Origin of the sequence: Butyricimonas synergistica DSM 23225 (assembly GCF_000379665.1) — a bacterium.
GTDB lineage: Bacteria > Bacteroidota > Bacteroidia > Bacteroidales > Marinifilaceae > Butyricimonas > Butyricimonas synergistica.
The window spans coordinates 19702-40651 of sequence record NZ_KB903359.1 but is presented as its reverse complement, the minus strand read 5'-3'; the positions used below and the strand labels follow the sequence as shown (position 1 = coordinate 40651).

The 20950-nt window shown below is 47.2% G+C and carries 14 protein-coding genes; 8 read left to right on the top strand and 6 right to left on the bottom strand.

Features of this window, described 5'->3' with window-relative positions:
* The first annotated feature begins 6 nt into the window (after positions 1 to 6).
* The 8 genes from A3CY_RS0100150 to A3CY_RS0100115 all read left to right on the top strand — a co-directional run bounded on the left by A3CY_RS0100150 (position 7) and on the right by A3CY_RS0100115 (position 13495).
* Positions 7 to 1074 (top strand): hypothetical protein, encoded by a 1068-nt coding sequence (locus A3CY_RS0100150; RefSeq protein WP_026207136.1) that lies wholly within the window; start codon positions 7 to 9, stop codon positions 1072 to 1074.
* Between the two features lie 104 nt (positions 1075 to 1178).
* Positions 1179 to 3695 (top strand): zinc-dependent metalloprotease, encoded by a 2517-nt coding sequence (locus A3CY_RS19890; RefSeq protein WP_169503540.1) that lies wholly within the window; start codon positions 1179 to 1181, stop codon positions 3693 to 3695.
* Between the two features lie 27 nt (positions 3696 to 3722).
* Positions 3723 to 6116, top strand: coding sequence for a DUF5117 and DUF5118 domain-containing protein (locus A3CY_RS0100140; RefSeq protein ID WP_040371201.1), 2394 nt, complete (start codon positions 3723 to 3725; stop codon positions 6114 to 6116).
* 4 nt (positions 6117 to 6120) lie between these two features.
* Complete coding sequence (locus tag A3CY_RS21755; protein ID WP_018335844.1) at positions 6121 to 7470, top strand: TlpA family protein disulfide reductase; 1350 nt, start codon at positions 6121 to 6123, stop codon at positions 7468 to 7470.
* 5 nt (positions 7471 to 7475) lie between these two features.
* Positions 7476 to 8633, top strand: a complete 1158-nt coding sequence (locus A3CY_RS21750; RefSeq protein ID WP_018335843.1) for a thioredoxin family protein — start codon at positions 7476 to 7478, stop codon at positions 8631 to 8633.
* 31 nt (positions 8634 to 8664) lie between these two features.
* Positions 8665 to 9837, top strand: coding sequence for a thioredoxin family protein (locus A3CY_RS21745; protein ID WP_018335842.1), 1173 nt, complete (start codon positions 8665 to 8667; stop codon positions 9835 to 9837).
* 7 nt (positions 9838 to 9844) lie between these two features.
* Positions 9845 to 12172, top strand: a complete 2328-nt coding sequence (locus tag A3CY_RS0100120) for a S9 family peptidase (protein WP_051082658.1) — start codon at positions 9845 to 9847, stop codon at positions 12170 to 12172.
* A gap of 3 nt (positions 12173 to 12175) precedes the next feature.
* Entirely contained in the window at positions 12176 to 13495 is a 1320-nt protein-coding gene (locus A3CY_RS0100115; RefSeq protein WP_026207135.1) for a TlpA family protein disulfide reductase, read from the top strand.
* A 104-nt stretch (positions 13496 to 13599) separates the two neighbouring features.
* On the opposite strand, the gene A3CY_RS0100110 is transcribed toward A3CY_RS0100115, so the two are convergent.
* The 6 genes from A3CY_RS0100110 to A3CY_RS0100085 form a co-directional block, all read right to left on the bottom strand.
* A complete protein-coding gene (locus A3CY_RS0100110) occupies positions 13600 to 14904 on the bottom strand; it encodes a DEAD/DEAH box helicase (RefSeq protein ID WP_018335839.1) in 1305 nt (434 codons plus the stop codon).
* Positions 14905 to 14913: 9 nt separating this feature from the next.
* Positions 14914 to 15714: a patatin-like phospholipase family protein gene (locus tag A3CY_RS0100105; RefSeq protein ID WP_040371332.1), complete on the bottom strand. Its 801-nt coding sequence runs from the start codon at positions 15712 to 15714 to the stop codon at positions 14914 to 14916.
* A gap of 127 nt (positions 15715 to 15841) precedes the next feature.
* Positions 15842 to 16846, bottom strand: coding sequence for a type I glyceraldehyde-3-phosphate dehydrogenase (gene gap, locus A3CY_RS0100100; protein WP_018335837.1), 1005 nt, complete (start codon positions 16844 to 16846; stop codon positions 15842 to 15844).
* A gap of 258 nt (positions 16847 to 17104) precedes the next feature.
* Positions 17105 to 18433, bottom strand: a complete 1329-nt coding sequence (gene tilS / locus A3CY_RS0100095) for a tRNA lysidine(34) synthetase TilS (RefSeq protein WP_018335836.1) — start codon at positions 18431 to 18433, stop codon at positions 17105 to 17107.
* Between the two features lie 29 nt (positions 18434 to 18462).
* Entirely contained in the window at positions 18463 to 18699 is a 237-nt protein-coding gene (locus A3CY_RS0100090; protein ID WP_018335835.1) for a hypothetical protein, read from the bottom strand.
* A 183-nt stretch (positions 18700 to 18882) separates the two neighbouring features.
* Complete coding sequence (locus A3CY_RS0100085; RefSeq protein WP_155828138.1) at positions 18883 to 20757, bottom strand: hypothetical protein; 1875 nt, start codon at positions 20755 to 20757, stop codon at positions 18883 to 18885.
* Between the last annotated feature and the right edge of the window lie 193 nt (positions 20758 to 20950).

Genomic DNA, 20950 nt, shown 5'->3' with positions numbered 1-20950 from the left:
GGTACAATGAAATACAGTTTTCTTTTATGCCTGTTGGCTTTGCTTTTATGGAATTGTGGGGATGACGAAGGAAATTTATCTCCTTCCGGATTGGAAAAAAATTGGTTCGTTTTGGAAGATTCCGAAGATCCCATTGATAATTTACGTTACAAAATATACAAGGATACGGGATTCCCGATTTATTACAACGACACGATAGGTTCGGAAACGCGTTATTCCCCAGGAATCGGGGAGTACACCTACCACGAAGTGTTGCAGGTGTTCTATTCCCCGGGTAGCCAAACCCCGGCTCGGAATACCGCATGCTATTCTTTGGTTTCCTCGGAAAGAAAGAACGTGAGAGAAGTTTTGGAATTCGTGCGCGATGAGATCATTCCGGAAATTCCGGAGGGCACTTATTTGCCCAGTATCTTACTGGTGGATTCATTGATTACTCCATCCGGAGATACTACCGTTTACAAAGGATTGAACACAACGGTGTTGGCACAAGTACATCATTTCCATGAAATGGATGATGCTGCCAAAAGTCTGATGAAAGGGGCATTTTTATCTTCTGCCATTACTAGCAAGTTGGCATTGGATGAGGCGGAATGGTTGGATGAGAATTTTTACGCTCTGTCATACGCTGTGAATCCGTCTAGTGAGAGAATCTATTCGCAAGATAGTAGATACAAATATATGGTTTCTCAAGCTTGCGGATCAAATGTAGAAGTTCGGCATTTGGGATCTTTGGGCATGATCGGTCCCTTTAGTCCGGCTTCTAAGGTTAGCAGTTCACAACTCTCACTACCACACGATCCTTATCACCCGGAAATGTGGTATGTGCCTACCAAAGAGCAGGATTTGCAGTTATATTGTCAAGCGGTTTTGGCCTTTACCGAAGAGGAGTTTATGGAGCGTTATGCAACGAATATAAAAATTTGGGGATATGACGAGAGAGGTGGTATGTGGCCGAATTATACTCCTGAAGAAGTAAATCCAAGTAAAGACCGTTACGTGGATTTCCCCGTGGTCATCGCAAAATATAAAGCCATAAAGGCAAAATTGCAAGAATACGGTTTTATCTTCAAGTAATCAGTAAATTATAGTGAAGCAGGCGATGCCTGTGGGTAGCGGATACCCACTGGGCATTCCCTCTTCACGCCAAGATATTACAGATGTTTATTATAAATCAGTGTATGAAAAGAGTTAATTTTAGCATGAAATTTTTAACATTATTGCTTTGTTTCCTTGTGGTGGGACAGTATGCAGAAGCTGCCGACCGGAAGAAAAAGAATGACAAGAAGAAAGGCCAACAACCTGCTGTTGTCGTTGATAGTTCGAAGATAGCTCCCAAAGGGATTCCCGCGGTGGAGAGCTTTATCAAGCCTTCTGCCGTGAAGCACATGGGGATGTTTAATATTTACGAGCAAGATGACCGTTATTTCATGGAGGTGCCGGATGAACTGCTGGGAAGAGATATATTGGTGTTCGTTTCTTTGGTGAAAGGTTCCGCCCAAGTGGCAAGAGGAAGCAACGATATGTTCGGATTCGGGGGGGATGCCCTATTTAATAAGGTTATTCGTTTCGACAAGGGGCCGAAAAATAAATTATTCTTGGAAGAGCCGATTTTCACGACAGGCATGCCGGACGAAAAGTCGGATATGCGGGGAGCCGTGGAGGCGTCCAGCATGATGCCGCTGGTGGCGGGTTTCGACGTGAAGGCAAAGACGGATCACTCCGTGCTGGTGGACATCACGGATATGTATAAATCGGATCACGCCTATTTCTCGTTGAAAGGGGTGACTGAGATGTTGAATTTAGGAGCTTACCAGGCTGATAAGTCTTATCCCACGACCATCAGTTCATTCAAGAACAACGTGATCTTCCGTTCCGTGCGGAGTTACGCGCAAGGGAAAGCACCCAAGAACAATCCCAAGGCCAAATTGAATCCCACGACTTGGGAGGTTGCCGCTTCCTGGTACTTGTTGCCGGAAAAACCGATGCGTCCCCGTTATTATGATGACCGGGTGGGATACTTCGCGTATGGCAGAACCGAGTACAAGGATAATTCCACGCAACCGGAGAAAGTGAATGTCGTGAGCCGTTGGCGCTTGGAGCCGAAACCGGAAGATATGGAAAAATTCAAGAGAGGCGAGTTGGTGGAACCGGCGAAACCGATCGTGTTCTACGTGGACCGGAATACCCCGGAATACTTGCAACCTTACGTGATAGCCGCTGTCGAGAGTTGGCAACCCTCTTTCGAGCAGGTGGGATTCAAGCATGCCATTCAGGCCAAATTGGTGCCTACCCCAGAAGAAGACCCGGAATTCTCGATCGAGGATGCCCGTTATTCCGTGATTTCCTATAAGGCTTCGCCGATGCCGAATGCTTACGGGCCTCACGTGGCAGACCCCCGTTCCGGCGAGATCATTTGTTCACACGTGGGATTGTTCCACAACGTGTTGAGTCTGGTGCAATCCTGGTATTTCGCCCAGACAGCCGTGATTAACCCGATTGCCCGTAAATTCCCGTATGACCAGAAATTGACCGGGGAGTTGATTAAATACATCGTAGCCCACGAGGTGGGACACACCTTGGGATTGCGCCACAACTTTGCCAGTAGCTGGACATGCTCGTTGTCTGAAATCCGCGACCGCGAGTTCGTGAAGAAACACGGACATTGCCCGTCCATCATGGATTACGCTCGTTTCAATTATGCCGCCCAACCGGAAGATAACCTGGATTTGGATTACATGATCCCGCGTATCGGGGAGTACGACAACTTCGCTATCGACTGGGGGTACCGTTACTTCGGTGATACGAAAAGCATCGAGGAAGAGACGAAATATTTGAGAGAGTGGGTGACCGCGCAACGGAAAGCCAACCCGAGAGTGTTCTTCGGTACGGAAACCGACAAATGGGATCCGCGTTTCCAATCGGAGGATTTGAGTGCTGATGCGCTTGCTGCCAACGAGTTGGGAATGAAAAACCTGAAGGTGATCATGGAGAACCTGGAGGCCTGGACTGCCGGCGTGGACGACGAGAACTACACGTTGATGAAGAGTTTGTACAATGCCGTGTTGAGCCAGTATATGCGTTACGTGATGCACGCGATGAAATACGTGGGGGGACGCTACACGAACGCGGCATTGCGTTCGGAGGGGATGCCCAAGTTTGTTCCCGTGGAGAAGGAGAAACAGCATCAGGCGATGATGTTCCTGAAGAAGTATTTCTTCCAGGAGTTGCCTTGGTTGTACAACTGTCGTACTTCCCAACTTGTAAGCAGCAATATGGATGCCTATATCGGACGGGTGACCAGCAAGTTGATGCCGAAGGTGATGACCGAGATGACAAATATGCTGAAAGACGAGGAGTATAACGGCAAGAAAGCTTACACGATCCAGAATTTCATGGATGATTTGTACGACGGGGTTTGGAGTTGCATGGACAACAAGACGAAATTGTCGGCTCACGAGCGGATGGTGCAAAACGCGTATTTATTCGTGGCTTCGGTGATCGTGGAGGACGGCCCGATGGACGTGGTGCCGGAAATGGGAGTGATGTATGCTTCTCAGTTGGAGAAAATTGCCGCTCGTGCCAAGAGAAAGGCAGCTGCTGTGACCGACCCGTTGACCAAAACTCACTTGTTGGGTGTGGCCCGTAAAATCGAAGAGGTTTTAAGTGGTGAGAATTACGCTAAAGTGAGTAAGTAATATCGTGAAAGTTAAGAAATGAAAATCATGAAGAGATGTAGTTATATAATCGTACTTCTGGCGGTTTGCATGCCGTTTTTCTCTGTGGCACAAGAGAAAAAGCCGGGAGCGATGAAAAAGGCCCCGAAGAGCTACGAGGCGTTTTTCAAGAAAGATATAAAGAAGCTGGAGGGAACTTTTCCCGTGTACCGGGATGCCCAAAAATGTTACGTGGAAATACCGGCGGCTTCTATCGGTAAAGATTTGTTGGTGAGTGGTGCCTTGACGAAAGGGCAGAACGCGGGCGTGGTTTCTTCCATCACCAGCGTGCTGGTGTTCAACGTGGGTCCGAAAGGGGACCAGCTGGAAGTGAAACAGCAGATTTGTTCCGACCGTGCCAGCGGGGACATGGCGGGAGCCGTGGCTGCCGCTTCGTTGAAGCCGGTGTTGTTCTCTTACCCTATCGTTGCTTACGGGAAAGACAAACAAGGATATATCATCGACATCACGTCGGACGTGAACGCTTCCGGGAAATTGTTTTCATTCCCGAACCAGTCGGTCATAAATACACCTGCCGCGGACCGTTCTTTCCTGGATACGGTGTTGGTGATCAATGACGGGGTGAAGTTTATGTCATTGCGTGCCCAGTCTACCTTTACGCCCGGGATATTCGGGATGCCCGGAAGGGATACGCATAATGCGGCATGGGTGGAATGGAGCTTGCAGCAGTTGCCGGACCGCACGATTGCCGAGCGTCATGCGGATCCCCGGATCGGGTATGACGTGATCTCTTATAATGATTACGACAAAAATCCGAATGGCGTGAAGAAAGAAACGATCGTGAAACGTTGGAATTTGCAAGTGACCCCCGAGGATATGGAGAAATACAAACGGGGAGAGCTGGTGGAACCGGTGCTTCCGATTCGGGTCTATTTCGACAAGACGTTCAGTCCGGCTTTGCGTAGCCAAGTGCTCCGGGGAGTCGAGGAGTGGAATCGTTGCTTTGAGGCAGCCGGATTCAAGAACGTGTTGCAGGTACAGGACGGGGAGCCGGAGGTGAGAATCGCTTACCACCAGATTGTTTACTCGTATGTATTGGGTGCCCCGCAACAGACGATCGTCAGCGACGCGAGAACCGGAGAGATCTTGAGTGCGTGTGTCGGTTTATCTTGCCAGAATTGGAATGACAATATGGATAACTACACCATGCAATTGGGCGGATACGAACCGAAAGTATTTACCGATTCGTTGCCCGTGGTGTTTACCGAATATTTCCGTTATCGCACGTCCAACACGCTGGGACAGGTATTGGGATTGCTTCCCAATTTTGCCGGAAGCATGGCTTACACGACACAACAGTTGCGGGATGCTGCCTGGGTGCGCGAGCATGGGATTTCAGCATCCGTGACGGATGGATGTATTTTCAATTTCGCCGCGCAACCCGGTGACGGGATGACCTTGCGGGAACTCTTCTCCAAGGCTTCGGATTACGACCGTTGGGCTATCGAGTGGGGATACCGCCAGTTTCCCGGGATGGACGCTACCGCCGAGCACTCGGCTTTGAAGGCTATCGCGGCAAAGGCAAAGAATAATCCGGCATTGTATTACGCTCCGGCAAAGAGTTTCGGTTATCGGGTGAACCCGAACGACTTGGGACAAAATAAATTGCAGACGGCCCTGTTAGGGCTTGAAAACTTGAAACGCCTTTCTTCCCGTATTGAAGAGATTGCCGATCAATTGGACAAGAAAGATGATTGGATGCGTTACACGGAATTGGTCGGTGTATTTAGAGCGTGCTACGGGGAATACGTGAAAGTGGCGTTGGATTATCTTGAAAACAGTTGGTACGAACCGGTGCTTGCCGGGTTTAACGACGAGCGTGTGCACTATCTGCCCAAGAGCCAAAAGAAAGAGATGGAGCAGTTTGTGAACAAGTATATTTTCTCGGGCATGCCGGCTTGGTTGGATACGCCGGACGTGGAGAGCGTGCATGGGGCGAATGTTGCCATGGGGATGAACCTGTTGATCATGCCTGTAGCCAAGAATATGTTGGAATACACCCGTCTGATGCGTCTGATGGAGGCTCAGGAAAAAGCGGGCGATCGGGCGTACACGCTGGATGACTTGTTCGCGTTGATTGATAACGGGGTATTCTTGAATTACAGCGCGTCAAAACCTGTAGACTTGTATCGTGCCCGTTTGCAACACAATTTCGTGAAAGAGTTCTTGACGGCCTGTTTGAAATTGAACGTGACCGGAAGGGTGGACCAGCTTTGCTTCTATTTGCAGGACCGTGCGGCGTTCATGACCAAAAAGTTCGAGGAGTTGGGACGCACGCACTCGGATTTGAGAAGCCGTCAATACTACAAAGAGATGGGCGTGATCATGAAAGTGAAATGGAATACGGTTGAAAATGCTGCTAAAAACGCGGTAAAGAAATAGGATAATGAAAATGAAACCATTGAAATACATATTATGGATTTTTTGCTTCTCTCTTGCACTCTACGGGTGCAAGGGAAAGCAAACTGCCACGTTGTCTTTTGACATTCGGGATTATAACGGTACGGCGCCTCGCGTGAAAATCGGTGTGGCGGATCGGCCGGTGGCGATAGATTCCGTGACCGGTCAGGGAAGTATCGAGTTGGATATCCAATCTCCGGTTTACGCTACCGTGAATGCGCGGAAATTTGAGTCGAAATTGGTTTATTTGGAACCCGGCAAGGATTTGAAACTCTCTTATAGCATGAAACCGGGGGAGAAGGAAATCAGGTATAGCGGGTCGTTAGCGAAAGAAACGGAGTTCTTGAACCAGATAAATTTTTACAGTCGGGGAGGGGTTCAGGTCGCTACTGGAGGAATACAGGCATACGTCAATACATCCGATTCTATTTTGATGGTTAATCGGCAAAAATTGGAGGGAACCTCCTTTTCAAAGGATTTCAAGCAATTGGAGCACAAACGTTTGCAGACAAATTCATTATTGCAATTGTTGCGCGTGTTCACGAGGGATACGGCACTGTATTTGCAAACGGTGCGTGAACGGGTGATTGATGATTCCACGTTTATGGTGATTCCTGCCTATCGCGAATTTTTGGACCAGTATATCCGGTTGTTGGTGCGGATGAAAAATGATACGAAGCGGTTGTTGGAGGGAACGGAACTGGCAGACCGGAGATTGGAATCTATTTTTGAAAACATGAAAGATCCCGCCGTGTTGTCCTATCTGGTGGATATCACTCTTTTCCATTTCGGGGCGGACGGTATCGAAAGATATAATAACTTGTATCGCCAGTACGTGCAAGATCCCGAAAGGTTGGCTTTGTTTGCCAAGGCTTGCAAGCAAGCGGAGAAGATCGCCCCGGGACAGCCCTGTCCGGATTTCAGTTTCCAGGACAACAAAGGGGAAACGGTGACCTTGGCGGACTTGAAAGGCAAGTTCGTGTATATAGACATGTGGGCGACCTGGTGCGGTCCTTGCAAGGGAGAAATGCCCAGCCTGTTGGATCTGGAAAAGCGTTTCGAGGGAAAGGATATTTTGTTCGTGAGCCTTTCCGTGGATAAGAATAAAGATATCGAGTTGTGGAAGCAGACGATCGAGAAGATGGGCTTGGGCGGCATCCAGTTGCACTTGGGCGAGAATTGGGCGTGGTTGAAGAATTTTATGCCTGCCTCGATGTCCGTACCCCGTTTTGTATTGTTGGATCGGGAAGGGAAGATTATAGATGCCAATATGTCCCGTCCGTCAGACAAAGCCACGGCTGAGAAATTTCACGAGTTATTAAACGCTAAAAATTAAACGTCATGTACAAATTATTCCTTCACTTCATCTTGTTTTTCAGCCTGTCGCTTCCCGCAGTGGCTCAAGAAAACGAGGGTATCCAATTCTTCCACGGGACATGGGAAGAGGGGGTGCAAAAAGCCAGGCAGGAGAATAAACTGGTTTTCGTGGACGGCTACACGGTTTGGTGCGGTCCTTGCGCCTACATGATGAAAAACGTGTTCCCGCTAAAAGAGGTAGGTGATTTCTATAATAAGAACTTCATCTGCATGAAAATAGACATGGAAAAAGAGGGAAAAGAATTGGCAAAACGCTATAACGTGGTTGCCTATCCCACTTTCCTTTTTGTCACACCGGAAGGCTACGTCGCCCATCGCAGTATGGGGGGGATGCAGGCGGATGCTTTCATCGCCTTGGGAAAAGAAGCCTTGAAAATAGGACATAACGGGCACGAGGAACGTTTTGCCAAAGGCGAGAGAAACGAGGCTTTCTTGAAAGAGTACTTCGAGGAGATGCTTACCCTTCATCTGGCGGATCAGGCGGAAGCCACGTTAGGACAACTGTACAAGGAGCTGGGACACAAAATCCTGCGCGATAAGGATTACTGGACGGCTTTCGACTGTTGCGCGGAAAATATCGACTCCCCGCTTTCCTTGGTTTTCCTGAAAGATTACAAGAAATTGTGCAAGATACACGGGGCATTTGCCGTGGATCAAAAAGTACGCAACCTGTACGCGAGCATTTCCAAAGTCATCGATTTGTACGACCGGAAAGGCCGCAAGGAGGTGTTCAGCGAGGAGAAAAAGCAGGCGTATTTCCAGGTGATGGAAGAACGGAAAGTGCCGAATCGCGAGGCGCTGCAACAGGAGATTGAGTTCATCTACCTGCTCCGGAGCGGTAAGTACGAGGCGGCATACGCCTTGGGAGAGAAGTTCTTGGCAAACGCCGATGCCCGCGTGTTAGGTAACTGGGCAACTTTGGGTGAGCGCATGGTGCGCCAGAATCAAGTCGTGCGGACCCAAATGGCGGAATGGATGAAACGTGCCATCGCGGCCGGCGTGGACGCGAGCCTGCAAGAAGAGGCCCAAAGCGTGCTGAAGGATTTGACGACTTCTGCAACTCCCGCGTACCAGAAAGGCGGTTCTCGCGTCACGATCCCTATCAGAGGGTATTTGAAATAGAAATTACAAGCTCGATATAAATCGAAGGAATATGTATAAGATCATCTATATATTGTTATTATTTACCTATTGCACGTGCGGTGCGTATGCTCAGGAAAATGAAGGTATTCGTTTTTTTGAAGGTACTTGGGAAGAGGCTTTGCAACAGGCAAAGAAAGAGGGAAAAATGATCTTCGTGGATTGTTATTCGGATTGGTGTGGACCATGTGCTGCTATGGTAAAAAAGATATTCCCGTTGAAAGAGGTAGGAGATTTTTTCAATCGCCATTTCATTAATTTGAAATGTAATACAAGAAAAGGTGAGGAGGGGAAAGCTTTCAAAGAAAAGTTTAAGGTAGTTGCTTTGCCTACTTATTTGTTTATTTCAAATGATGGTTTCGTTGCTTTAAGAGGGTCTGGTTATAAGGAAACTAAGCCTTTCATTGCTTTGGCGGAAAAAGCAGTTGCCATCGGAAATAATGGTAAAGAGGCTCGTTTTGTGAAAGGGGAACGGGATGAAACTTTCGTGAAGGAGTATGTAAAGGAATTACTTTCGTGTTATCAAGCTGATGCTGTAGAAAGCGTGTTGAATCAACTTTACGAGGAGCAAGGAACAGGTATATTGAATGATAAATATTTGTGGGCGGCATTTGATGGTTGCGCGCAGGATATTAATACACCTTTGGTTATTGCTGTCGGGAAAGAGTATAAAAAGTTATGCAAGATTCACGGGGAATATGTAGTGAACCAGACGATGCGTAATTTGTATGCCAGTATAAGTAAAACATTGGCGTTATACGATACCGATGGGAAAAAGGAAGTTATCAATGAAGAGAAAAAACAAACGTATTTTGATTTGTTGAAAGATCGTAAATTGCCGAATTATAAGAAAATGCAGCAAGAGATCGAATTTATAACTTTACTTCGGGCTCGCAAATATGAAGAAGCGTATGCTTGGGGAGAACAATGTTTGAAAAAAGCGGATGCCCGGGAATTAAGTAATTGGGCAGCTCTGGGAGAACGTATGGTACGTGGGAATAAAGAGGTTCGTTTAAAAATGACAGAATGGATAAAAAGAGCATTGGAATTGCCTCATAATGATAAAATTAAAGAGGAATGTGAGAATGTGTTGCATGACTTGGAAACAGCCGAAGGACCGGTAGTTTCTAAAAAAGCAAGGCAAAGTATTCCTGGACGTGGATTCTTAAGGTTTAATATTAAATAACAAAGATATGTTGAGATGGTATAGTATATGGATGAGTTTGTTCTTTTTATTGCCTGTTGCGGTTGACGGGCAACAAAAAGCCAACTATAAATTGGCGGATAAATATTCCGTGGCGAACGCGGGGAGTCTGCTTTACTCCCGGGCGGTAAAAGCCAACTATATACCCGATAGCGACTGTTTTTGGTTTTCCTACAAAACCAGCCGGGGGGGGAAATTTTACCACGTGGATCCGCGGAAGGGAAAACCCGTGCACTTGTTCGACCGCGAGAAGATGGCGGCACAGATCAGCGAGTTGACCCACAAGCCGTGCAACGCCCGGGACTTGAGTATCACCCCGTCTTTTGGTAAAGACAAAAACGTATTTACCTTTTGGGCGAATCAGGTGCAATTGAGTTATGACATGAAGACCGGCAAATGCACGGAGGTGCCCCGCCAAAAGCCGGGAACCCAACAGCAGAAACCGCATAATCCGCTTTCCATTCTCTACTCCTATTCTTCAGACAGGGCGTATGTCGCTTACGCCAAAGAGCATAACCTCTGGCTGCGCGAGGAGAGCGCACCTGATTCTCTCGCCCGCCAAATCACCACGGACGGGGTGCAAGAGTTCTCGTACTCGGATGACGCCTCGGGGGATGGGAAAAGGATATTCACCACCCGAGCCAGATGGATAAAAGGCACTCACCGGATGTTTGTCATCCGGGAAGACATCCGCGGACTTGAAACATTACTATTGGTAAGTGCCTCTGCCGCGGGGCGTCCCCGCATGGTCACGTTCATGACCGGGAACCAAAAATACACCATGCCGGGTGACAAAAAAGTGCCCCACTATGAACTCTCTTTAATTGATGCGGAATCCGGGAAAATCACGAAGGTTGCCATCGAGAAGTGGCAAGACCAGTACCTCAATTTCCTGTACGCCACCAAAGACGGCGCCTACCTCTACGTGCAACGCATGAGACGCACGCGGGATGAATTGGATATTTGTCGGGTAGACACGAAAACGGGCGAAGTGACTGTCGTGTTGAATGAGGTATGCAAACCGAATTTCAATGACCGAAACCTATCCATTTCCTTTATCAATGATGACAACGAATTTATCTGGTGGTCGGAACGCAGCGGATGGGGACATTATTATCTTTACTCCGCTGACGGGAAATTGAAAAGAGCCCTCACGGCGGGAGATTGGATGGCGGAAAAAATTGTACGCATCGACACGAACCGGCGGGAAGCGTACGTCATCGGTCACGGGCGGGAAAAAGAGATGCATCCCTATTACGCCTGCCTGTATAAAGTGCACCTCGACGGGAAGAACGATATAAAACTGCTCACGCCCGAGGATGCCAATCACGACGTGACGTTCAGCCCTTCCGGGAATTACTTCACGGACAACTTCTCCCGGGTGGATTTGGCTCCTCGTTCCGTGCTGCGTGATAAAAACGGGAAATTAATCTGCCAGTTGGCAGAAGCAGACTTGTCCGCTCTGTTTGCGTCGGGTTGGAAAATGCCCGAACGTTTCACGGTAAAAGCCGCCGACGGGGTAACCGACTTGTACGGCGTGATGTGGAAACCGTTCGATTTCGATTCCACCAGACAATACCCCATCATTTCTTACGTCTACCCCGGTCCCCAGATGGATGCGCTGGACTTGAACTTCACCGCTACCGGCAATCATAACGCTGCCTTGGCACAAGTCGGTTTTATCGTTGTGAACTTCGGACACCGGGGGGGAACCCCCTTGCGTAGCAAGGCTTACCGCACGTACGGGTACGGCAATCTCAGGGATTACCCGTTAGCCGACGACAAGAGCGGTATCGAACAATTGGCCGACCGATATCCGTTTATCGATATCAATCGTGTAGGCATATTCGGTCACTCGGGAGGCGGATTCATGTCGGCAGCAGCCATTTGCACGTATCCTGATTTTTACAAAGCAGCTGTGGCTTCCTCGGGAAACCATGATAACAACATCTACAACCAGGCATGGGGAGAAACGCATCACGGGGTGACCCAAACGGTCAAAGGTAAAGACACGATCTTCTCGTGTAAAATACCCACCACCGGGGAATTGGCACCGCGACTCAAGGGGCATCTTTTAGTCATCACCGGGGACGAGGACAATAACGTGCACCCGGGACAATCCCTTCGTCTTGTCAGTGCGCTCATCGATGCCGGCAAGAACTTCGAGATGTATGTGTTACCCGGTCAGGCACACTTGTACAAGGGGAAGAAAGATCTTTTCTGGCGATACAAAATCTGGTACTATTTTGCCAAATATCTTCTAAACGATAACCGTGCAGATTATTACACGGACATAGACGATTACAAAAATGAATAAGTCATGAGAAATTTAACGATACGAATTATTTTTTTTGTAGTGATGACGGGAATCCTGTCGGGGTGTCAACCCCGACAGACCGTCTTGACCTTCAAGAGTTATGTTAATAACTCCCAAGAGGCTCAATTGGAAATAGACGGACATACCTTGACCGTTCCCTACGATAGCGTGCGAGGTGCCGTGTTTACCATCAAAGAGTTGACGCCCGGCTATGCGTTTTTCCGCATGGGAAGCGTGAATAAGATGGTCTTTCTGCAACCGGGAAATGACCTGACTATCCAATACCAACGCCCCGGGGGAAGTTCCCGTTACAAATTCACGGGTAAAGGAGCCGAAGAAAATAATTTCCTCGATGCACACCAGCGTTCTAACATTCCTTTCTCGCAAGGCATGGGAGAAAAAGAGGTGTTGCAAACCATACAAGACAGCATTGCCCGTACTTGTGATATACTGGAAGCAACCACCCTCTCGCCCGAGTTTAAAACCATCGAACGGGAACGGTTGCAATACCAAGGACTTTGCCGTATCTTTGCTTACCGCCAATGGAGTAAGGAACTGGTGCCCTTCTTGAAAGAGAAGATGCTGGAACAAACAGCCCTCCTGCCCACTGAGGATTACCGGAATTTCATGACCAACGCCCTTTATTTCGTGGCATGGCACGAAGCCGGGAAAGATGACCTGTTCCATGTTGCCCAAAGCCAGATGAACTACATTGACAAGCATTTCCAAAACCCACGAATCACGGATTTATTGATGGAATCCGTTTTGACCAATTATATGCAATGGCGGGGTGCGGAACAGATCGACCCGTTAATGGATATTTTTAACCGTCGCGTATCCTCCACGGAACTTCAGGATAAAATCAAGAAAGACTACGAGGAGTGGAGCCGGGTACTGAAAGGTAAAGCCATACCCGAATTTACCTTCTTGGATATCGACAGCAAAGAAATTGCCCTCTCCTCTTTCAAAGGGAAATACGTGTATATCGATTGCTGGGCAACGTGGTGCGGTCCCTGTCGTGCCCAAATCCCGTACTTGAAAGAACTGGAAAAAAAATACGCCGGCAAGGGAATCGAGTTCGTGAGCATTTCAAGCGACAACGATCAAAAGAAATGGGCTAAAACCGTAAAAGAAGAACAGTTGAAAGGCGTGCAACTCATCGAGAAATGCCCGACCGGTTCCGAGATTTCGGAATATTTCATCATCAAAGGTATTCCTCGTTTCATCCTTTTAGACAAAGAAGGCCGAGTGTACGATGCCAACGCCCCTCGCCCTTCCGATCCGGCTATTCAGGCTATTTTTGAACAGATACTTCAAAAATAAAACGAGTTTCCCGGTTATAACTATAAAACGAACAAAGCCATATCGCGATTCGGCACAAGAATCGGATATGGCTTTGTCCGTTACATGAAGTCAACGGGGCATTTTTATCGCGCTATATCAATTTTAGCCCGCGTATTTTTGATCTTCTCCCCGTTAATACGGGAGAGTAACTGACGGATGTTTCCTCGTCGGACAGCAACAAAAGCATGGTAATCTTTAACTTCGATTTTACCGATGTCGTCTTTCTTGAGTTGCCCTTTTTGGCAGAGGAAACCCACGATGTCCATTTTATTCACTTTGTCCTTTTTGCCTTTCCCGATATACAAGGTTGTCCAGCGGGGAACGGCGGGAGAGGTTCTTTTGCCTGTCAGCGTGAAAGTTTCCGGGGCTTCTGTCAGGTATTCCGGCAGGTTTTCTTCGTCGTCAAACAAAAGGAATGCGGTGCCGGAAGCGTTCATCCGGGCGGTTCTCCCGTTGCGATGGATAAAGGCATCTTCTTTTGGCGGCAGATGGTAGTGGATGATATATTTTATTTCCGGGATGTCCAGTCCACGGGAAGCCAAGTCGGTGGATATAAAAATATTGGTACTTCCGTTGCGGAATTTGCATAGAGCCCGTTCCCGTTCGTCCTGTTCCATGCCGCCGTGAAAGAACTCGTTGTCGACACCCCGATCCCAAAGATAATTGCTGACTTCTTCGGCTCGTTCCCGGAAGTTACAAAATATGAGCACGGGAGCTTCGTCCAGTTCACAAAGTAATTTATACAGAGTTTCGAGTTTGTTTTCGCCTCCCGTGTAGACCGATTTTATTGCGATATCAGGAGATTTTGTATGTTGAAAATCCAGAATACAAGGAGAGTTGACCCCTGTAAAAGCGGGTATTTCAACCACATTCGTGGCAGAGGTCAGAACCCGCTTGTGTAAATTCGGGAGGTAGGAAAATATGCGTTCCATCTCGCCTAGAAAACCGAATTCCAACGATTTATCGAATTCATCCAAGATAACTGTAGCCGTAGTGCTAATATCTACTGTTTCATGTTCGATATGATCGAGTATGCGTCCCGGTGTCCCGATAAGTAGTGCCGGAGCGTGCGCAAGGCTTCTGGTTTCCACGTTGATGTCGTGTCCCCCGTAACAACAGACTACTCGTAAACCGCTTCTTAATGAACGAAAGACGTTTTCAATCTGCATAGCCAATTCTCGTGCCGGGGTAAGGATTAACGCCTGTATGCCGGGATTCTCCGCGTCCAGTGTTTCCAGCAAGGGCAGGAGAAAGGCTAACGTTTTGCCCGATCCCGTCGGCGAGAGAAGCACGATATGATCCGTTTTCCGATGAGCCTCGAGAGAAGCTTCCTGCATCTCGTTCAGTGAGGTGATACCAATATTTTTTAAGGAGTCCCGAATATCCATTTTCAACTTTTAATTTTCCATTTTCAATTTCTTGATGATTCTCGGGCGGGAGAATACTATCTTGGCTTGGTTGTAGCCCTCTTCCATGATCTTTTCGACATTGTTGAGGTCGAACATACTGTAACGGCTAATGTGTTTCGGTACGATGACGACATCACAAAGCCGGGTGTCTATGCTCATGTTGGAAAGAATGCCCATGTGGAAAGAGCGTTCGGCTAGATGAACGATGCTCTTGATATGATTGCTGGGTTCCAGCGGGTCGATATGCACCCCGATAACCACGTCGCAAAGGTCACGTATCGGGCGCACGGGAAAGTTCATGAACACGCCCCCGTCGGAATACTGGTGATTGTCAATGACCACGGGTGTAAATACAATGGGAATGGCACAAGATGCCAACACGCGGGGAATGACTTCACCGCTATTGAAGTGCGTGGGTATTCCCAAGTTCATGTTAGTGGCTGTGACAACCAGCGGGATTTGCAGTTCTTCAAATGTTTTAACCCCGATAAATTCGGATAATCGTTTTCCCATTCCGCTCATGTGCATGATTCCGGTTGTAGAAACGAGGGGACGGGCAAAGTCAAGAAGTTTTCTTCCTTTAAAAAAAGTCACGCTCTCTTCTGCAGTGCGCCCTGCTGCAAACATAACCCCGGCTATCGCTCCCGCGCTGGTTCCTGATATGATGTCCGGTTTGATTCCTAACTCCTGCATAGCCTTGTATACTCCCAAATGAGCGAATCCTCTGGCTCCCCCTCCACTTAATGCCAAACCTAGTCGGTATGGTCGTTTTTGCTGATTATCTGTCATATAATTTATGAAGTTTATAAAGTCTGTGAAGTTTATAACGTTCATAAAGTAGCAAGGTTTGAAACTTTATAAACCTTATGAACTTTATAGACTTTATGAACTAAAAAAGGGGCGATTGCCCCTTTTTTTATTTTACAGTAGCCATGTGAGCGATTAACTCGAGAACTTTGTTCGAGTATCCCCACTCGTTGTCATACCAGGATACGAGTTTCACGAAATTAGAGTTCAAAGCGATACCTGCTTTCGCGTCGAAAATAGAAGTACGTGCATCTCCCAAGAAATCTGATGATACAACTTCTTCTTCGGTGTAACCCAAAATCCCCTTCAATTCATTTTCTGAAGCTTCTTTCATAGCTGCCTTGATTTCATCGTAAGTAGCAGCTTTTTCCAGACGGCAGGTCAAATCAACCACGGATACGTCCAACGTCGGAACGCGGAAAGACATACCGGTTAATTTACCGTTTAATTCCGGGATAACTTTACCAACAGCCTTGGCTGCTCCGGTAGAAGACGGGATGATGTTTCCTGCTGCTGCACGTCCGCCTCTCCAGTCTTTCATGGAAGGACCGTCAACCGTTTTTTGAGTAGCGGTTGTAGCGTGAACGGTAGTCATCAAACCTTCAACGATACCGAATTTGTCATGCATTACTTTAGCTAACGGAGCCAAGCAGTTCGTGGTACAAGAAGCGTTAGACACGATAGCTTGTCCGGCATAAGTTTTATGGTTTACACCCATCACGAACATGGGGGTGTCGTCTTTTGACGGTGCAGACATAACCACACGTTTAGCGCCGGCTTTCAAGTGTGCTTCTGCTTTTTCTTTTGTCAAGAAAAGTCCGGTAGACTCAACCACGTATTCAGCGCCTACTTCATTCCATTTCAAATCTTCCGGGTTTCTTTCTGCCGTAACACGAATAGCGTGTCCGTTCACAACGAGTTTGCCATCTTTAGCTTCAACAGTTCCGTTGAAACGACCGTGCATGGTGTCATATTTCAACATATAAACCATGTAATCGACGTCGATCAGGTCGTTAATTCCCACGATCTCGATATCGTTTCTCGTCATTGCAGCGCGGAAAACCAGACGACCGATACGTCCGAATCCGTTGATACCCACTTTAATCTTTGCCATTTTTTCTTTTATTATTTGGTTAATAAAGGTGTTAACTCTCTCGTTTAATGTCGTAAACTCACACAAAAGTATGGATAAAAAAATGAAAAACAAAGAACTTTTAGATTAGTTATACGCGAACGTTTTTTTTGTGAAAAAAGTTTGCGCAAACGTTTTAAATAATTATCTTTGTCCCCGTAATGAAAGGAAATGTTTTTTGCTTTTATAAGTGTAGTAAATTTATTGTTAGTGTGTTAAAAAGAGGCTTATGCCTCTTTTTTATTTTGTTTTCCTTTTCACTGTTAATATCCTTTTCGTCGTGGGAGAAACCTTATAGCGGTCGTCGATGCGATGTCCCACGACCCAGATAATGTCTTTGCCCGATTGAAGAATGAGGCACTCTTTCTTTTGTTTGGCACTGAATTTCAAGTCGGTGAAAAAGTCACTCAGTTTCTTTTTACTCCGTTTCATGCCGAGAGGACAGAACCAGTCCCCCGTAGACCAGTGGCGCAGGACGAGAGGATAGGTGATTTTATCCAGATCGAAGCACCCGAGTTCCGCGTCCTGCGGAACCGTGAACGAGTCGTCTATCTCTTGTTCATCGAGGGTGAACGTGAAATCGTCCAAGTGATATTCCCCGCTGTCGGCTAGAAGTTGGCGTTCTTCTTCCTTCTCGAGAATATTGAAAAGTCGCCAGTACACCCGACCTTTCGTGAGCAGGTATTCTCCCGCTTCGAATTGTTTGCCGGGTATGGCTTCGTTACTGTTCAGAATGTCTTCAATCTGCGTGGAGTTGAACCCGTAAGGTTTTAAAAATTCAAACAGGAAGGTATAAGGTGCGGGGGATGCTATCGTTTTTTTGATGTCAATGAGTATCTCGCCGTTTTCCTCGCTGACGATGTCTGCTTTCAAGCAGGAGATGCCGTACTGGTAGATTTGTTCCACTTCCTTCATCGTGTCGCAGTTTTCCCGCGTGGTGTGGAGGAAAGAGGGATTAATCTCTTTACAAACGGGTATGATGAGATGGCGGATCTTATTCCGCACGTAATCGAGTGAATTGTTGGTCGAATCGGTACGGTAACCGAGTTGGTTTTGCTCGATATACGCGATGATTTCATCCCGTGAACGGGACAGAAGCGGGCGCAATATTTTATCTTTGACCGGGCGGATTCCCGTTAGTCCTCTTATTCCGGTTCCGCGGCATATATTAATAAAGAGTGTTTCCGCTAGGTCGTCGGCATGGTGTCCCACGACAATATAGTCCATTTTTTTCTTTTGGCGCATTTCCTCGAACCACGCATAGCGTAATTCTCGTGCCGCCATTTCGATACTGATGCCGTTTTTCTTGGCATACTCCTGCGTGTCGAAACGTTTCACGCTCATGGGGATGCCGTAAGTTTCGCAGAAACGTTTCACGAATTGTTCATCCATGTTGGATTCTTTGCCCCGGAGATTGAAATTGCAATGCAAGGCAAAGATGTTTAAATTCAAATACTTGAACGCGTGAAGCAGGGTGATGGAGTCTGCTCCGCCACTAACGGCGATGATAAATCCCGCCTTTTGATCAATATTATGTTCCTTCAGGAACTTTTTTATCGTGTCCAACATAACCTTTCAATTTAATGACTAGCCTAAAATTAGCCATTTTTCCCGATATTCAAAGGAGAAATGGTTATAAAATTTACGGGGGAATCGTTCTTTTGTTCGATAGATTCTGAAAGAGAAGGAATTAATGGATTCCTTGTTTCTTCCGTGAATTTGCGCTTACCATGGACTTGACTAGGGAATATGCCGGGGATGACCTTAATCGCCGAATAAATCTTGTCGAGGATCGGTCGTCCCGTTCTCTCGTGGGATTTATTTTCCGTGTACATTAAAAAAGCATATTTTCCGTTAAAACGTGGGCTAAGTGTGGGCTAAGAGTAGGTGAGTAGTAGGCTAAGACGCCTAATAGTCGCCCAATAGTCAGCCAATAGCCCGACAAAAGTGTTAGTCAACCCGGTCAAGAGGCTAAATCTTGGATTTCTCCCGGGGGGATTCCGGATTGTTAGGGGCTGTTACCAGAATCGTTGTTTGCCGTCCTGTATAGTAAATATTCTTTCTTCTTTTCCGGTGGTGTGGTTTTGAAGCCAATAGACGGCATGGGCGGGAACGGAGTCAAATTGGATCTCGTATCCCGTGGCAATTTTGCAACCGAGCGATTGCCAGCCGTCACGATCGAAATAGAAGAGTTCGTATTCGTTGCCTGGGTAGATGCCGTTGGCATCGTTGCGGGGCAGGTAATGCATTTCCGAGATGCTGGCGGGGTGCCCGAAATCAACGATGAATTGTCGGGAGAGTCGCCCGTAGCTGAGGGCGTTCCCGTCAAAGATATTCTCGGTACGTGCGCTTTCGCCGATGGGATCGATGCCTTTTCCCCGGATGATGTTTCCCCGGTTGTCTTTAAATACCCATTCAGAGAGTTCTGCCATTTTCGTGTGGTCGAATAGCCAGTAGCGGCATTCAAATGTCGTGTCGACGGGAACGATTACCGGGTACATATTGGGATTCTTGTCTACGTGGTGCACGAGTCGGGAAGTCTTGAACGTGGGATCGTTGGTACATCTGAAATTTGCCCCGACAAGCGCGTTCCCGTGATATACTTTATTACTATGTAACGGGTATTTTCGGGTAAGTTTCACGGTTTGCAGGTGTGTTTTATCCGGTCTCAGGGACGTGGTCGTTCCATTGGCATGGAGGATAAAGGGATAAGAGAAGTTTTTTTGATTGTCCTCTTCGAAATAAACGGGGAAATAGATAATACCCCGCCCGAGATCGCGAAACGTGGCTTCCCCGTGTCGTATTTCGCTCCAATCCACGATGCGTAGCCGGCTGTCATTGAAAATGGCGAGGTACGCGTGATAGACCGGGAAACTGCCGCGGGGAATGTCTGTTTTCACGGTGATGTTCGACGTCGCTTGGTATTTGCTCGTTACATCCCGGTTAAAAGGATCCCGGAAGAAAGGCGGGACGTATTCGTTGTCCCGGGGAATGGGGATTTTGTTCACGGCATAAGTACGGCGGAATACTTTCGGGGCGTTTTTGGCTTCCAGTTGCCCGTGGAGGATGTCTTGTTTCTTGGGGTCGATGACGACCGTCCACTCGTGGAATCCATTCATGTCCGCCCAGCAAGGGACGTGGTCAGTTGCGGCGGGAATTCCTGCCATGCGGTATACCAGTAATTGCAAGCGACTGATAAATACGCATTCGGATGTGTTGAACGGGATGTCGACCACGAAACTCACGTTTGTTTGATAAGCTTGGGCATGGTCGCTGATTTGCTGGCTGATGTTATAAACGGAGTATTTTCGGTCGTCGAAATACTGTATCGCTTCTTGGATACGTTTTTCCTGTTCCGGGGCGAGTGAATCCCGCCAATAGTCCAGCGTTTCGTTGCCGATGCGATAAGGCAGGAGGTATTCCAGGAAATCGTTGAAGGATAATCCTTCCAACCACGGACGGGTAGTCCATTGTTGAAACGCCTTTTCGATGTTATGAATGAGATAATCGGCTTTCACGTGTTTGATGTCCGCTTCGATTTGTAATTGTTGCCGGGAACGGGTGTAACGCGCGGGTTGCATGAGGATTACTTTTTTCAACAAGTAGTCTTGTACGCTCGTGTCCACGGCTTGCTTAAAGTTTTGAAGGTATTGCCCGTTGTAAGAGAAGTGTTCTGGCATATTTTTTATCAGGAATAGGGCTGCCTGCCGTTTCAAACTGTCTTTCGGGTCACGGGAATAATGTGTCAGTACTTTTTCGAGTTCATCTCGGTTGTTTTCACTGGCTTGCAGGGCGTATTCCAATCTCGAATCATGATTCCGGCAGGAACAGAACATGATACAGGAAAGGATGATCGTTAGAGTCGGGTGAAGGAATTGCTTGGCAATTTTCATTTTAAATGTAATTACTTCGTTGAAAAACAAAAGTAGGTATAATTTGAAAAATATCATTAATGGTTCGTTTAATAATAGTGGATTAAAGAAAATAAATCACGAGTGGATATTGATCTCACATTCTCGTATGTGCATGATACTAAGCGTGGAATAAAAAAAACACTAATTTTGGTATTTGTGTGGTATTATTGTT

Coding starts and splice junctions, on each gene's coding strand:
- A3CY_RS0100115 (WP_026207135.1), top strand. CDS start 12,176: ATGAGAAATTTAACGATACGAATTATTTTTTTTGTAGTGATGACGGGA.
- gap (WP_018335837.1), bottom strand. CDS start 16,846: ATGGCAAAGATTAAAGTGGGTATCAACGGATTCGGACGTATCGGTCGT.
- A3CY_RS0100090 (WP_018335835.1), bottom strand. CDS start 18,699: ATGTACACGGAAAATAAATCCCACGAGAGAACGGGACGACCGATCCTC.
- A3CY_RS19890 (WP_169503540.1), top strand. CDS start 1,179: ATGAAAAGAGTTAATTTTAGCATGAAATTTTTAACATTATTGCTTTGT.
- tilS (WP_018335836.1), bottom strand. CDS start 18,433: ATGTTGGACACGATAAAAAAGTTCCTGAAGGAACATAATATTGATCAA.
- A3CY_RS0100120 (WP_051082658.1), top strand. CDS start 9,845: ATGTTGAGATGGTATAGTATATGGATGAGTTTGTTCTTTTTATTGCCT.
- A3CY_RS21745 (WP_018335842.1), top strand. CDS start 8,665: ATGTATAAGATCATCTATATATTGTTATTATTTACCTATTGCACGTGC.
- A3CY_RS0100105 (WP_040371332.1), bottom strand. CDS start 15,714: ATGACAGATAATCAGCAAAAACGACCATACCGACTAGGTTTGGCATTA.
- A3CY_RS0100110 (WP_018335839.1), bottom strand. CDS start 14,904: ATGGATATTCGGGACTCCTTAAAAAATATTGGTATCACCTCACTGAAC.
- A3CY_RS0100085 (WP_155828138.1), bottom strand. CDS start 20,757: ATGAAAATTGCCAAGCAATTCCTTCACCCGACTCTAACGATCATCCTT.
- A3CY_RS0100150 (WP_026207136.1), top strand. CDS start 7: ATGAAATACAGTTTTCTTTTATGCCTGTTGGCTTTGCTTTTATGGAAT.
- A3CY_RS21755 (WP_018335844.1), top strand. CDS start 6,121: ATGAAAATGAAACCATTGAAATACATATTATGGATTTTTTGCTTCTCT.
- A3CY_RS21750 (WP_018335843.1), top strand. CDS start 7,476: ATGTACAAATTATTCCTTCACTTCATCTTGTTTTTCAGCCTGTCGCTT.
- A3CY_RS0100140 (WP_040371201.1), top strand. CDS start 3,723: ATGAAGAGATGTAGTTATATAATCGTACTTCTGGCGGTTTGCATGCCG.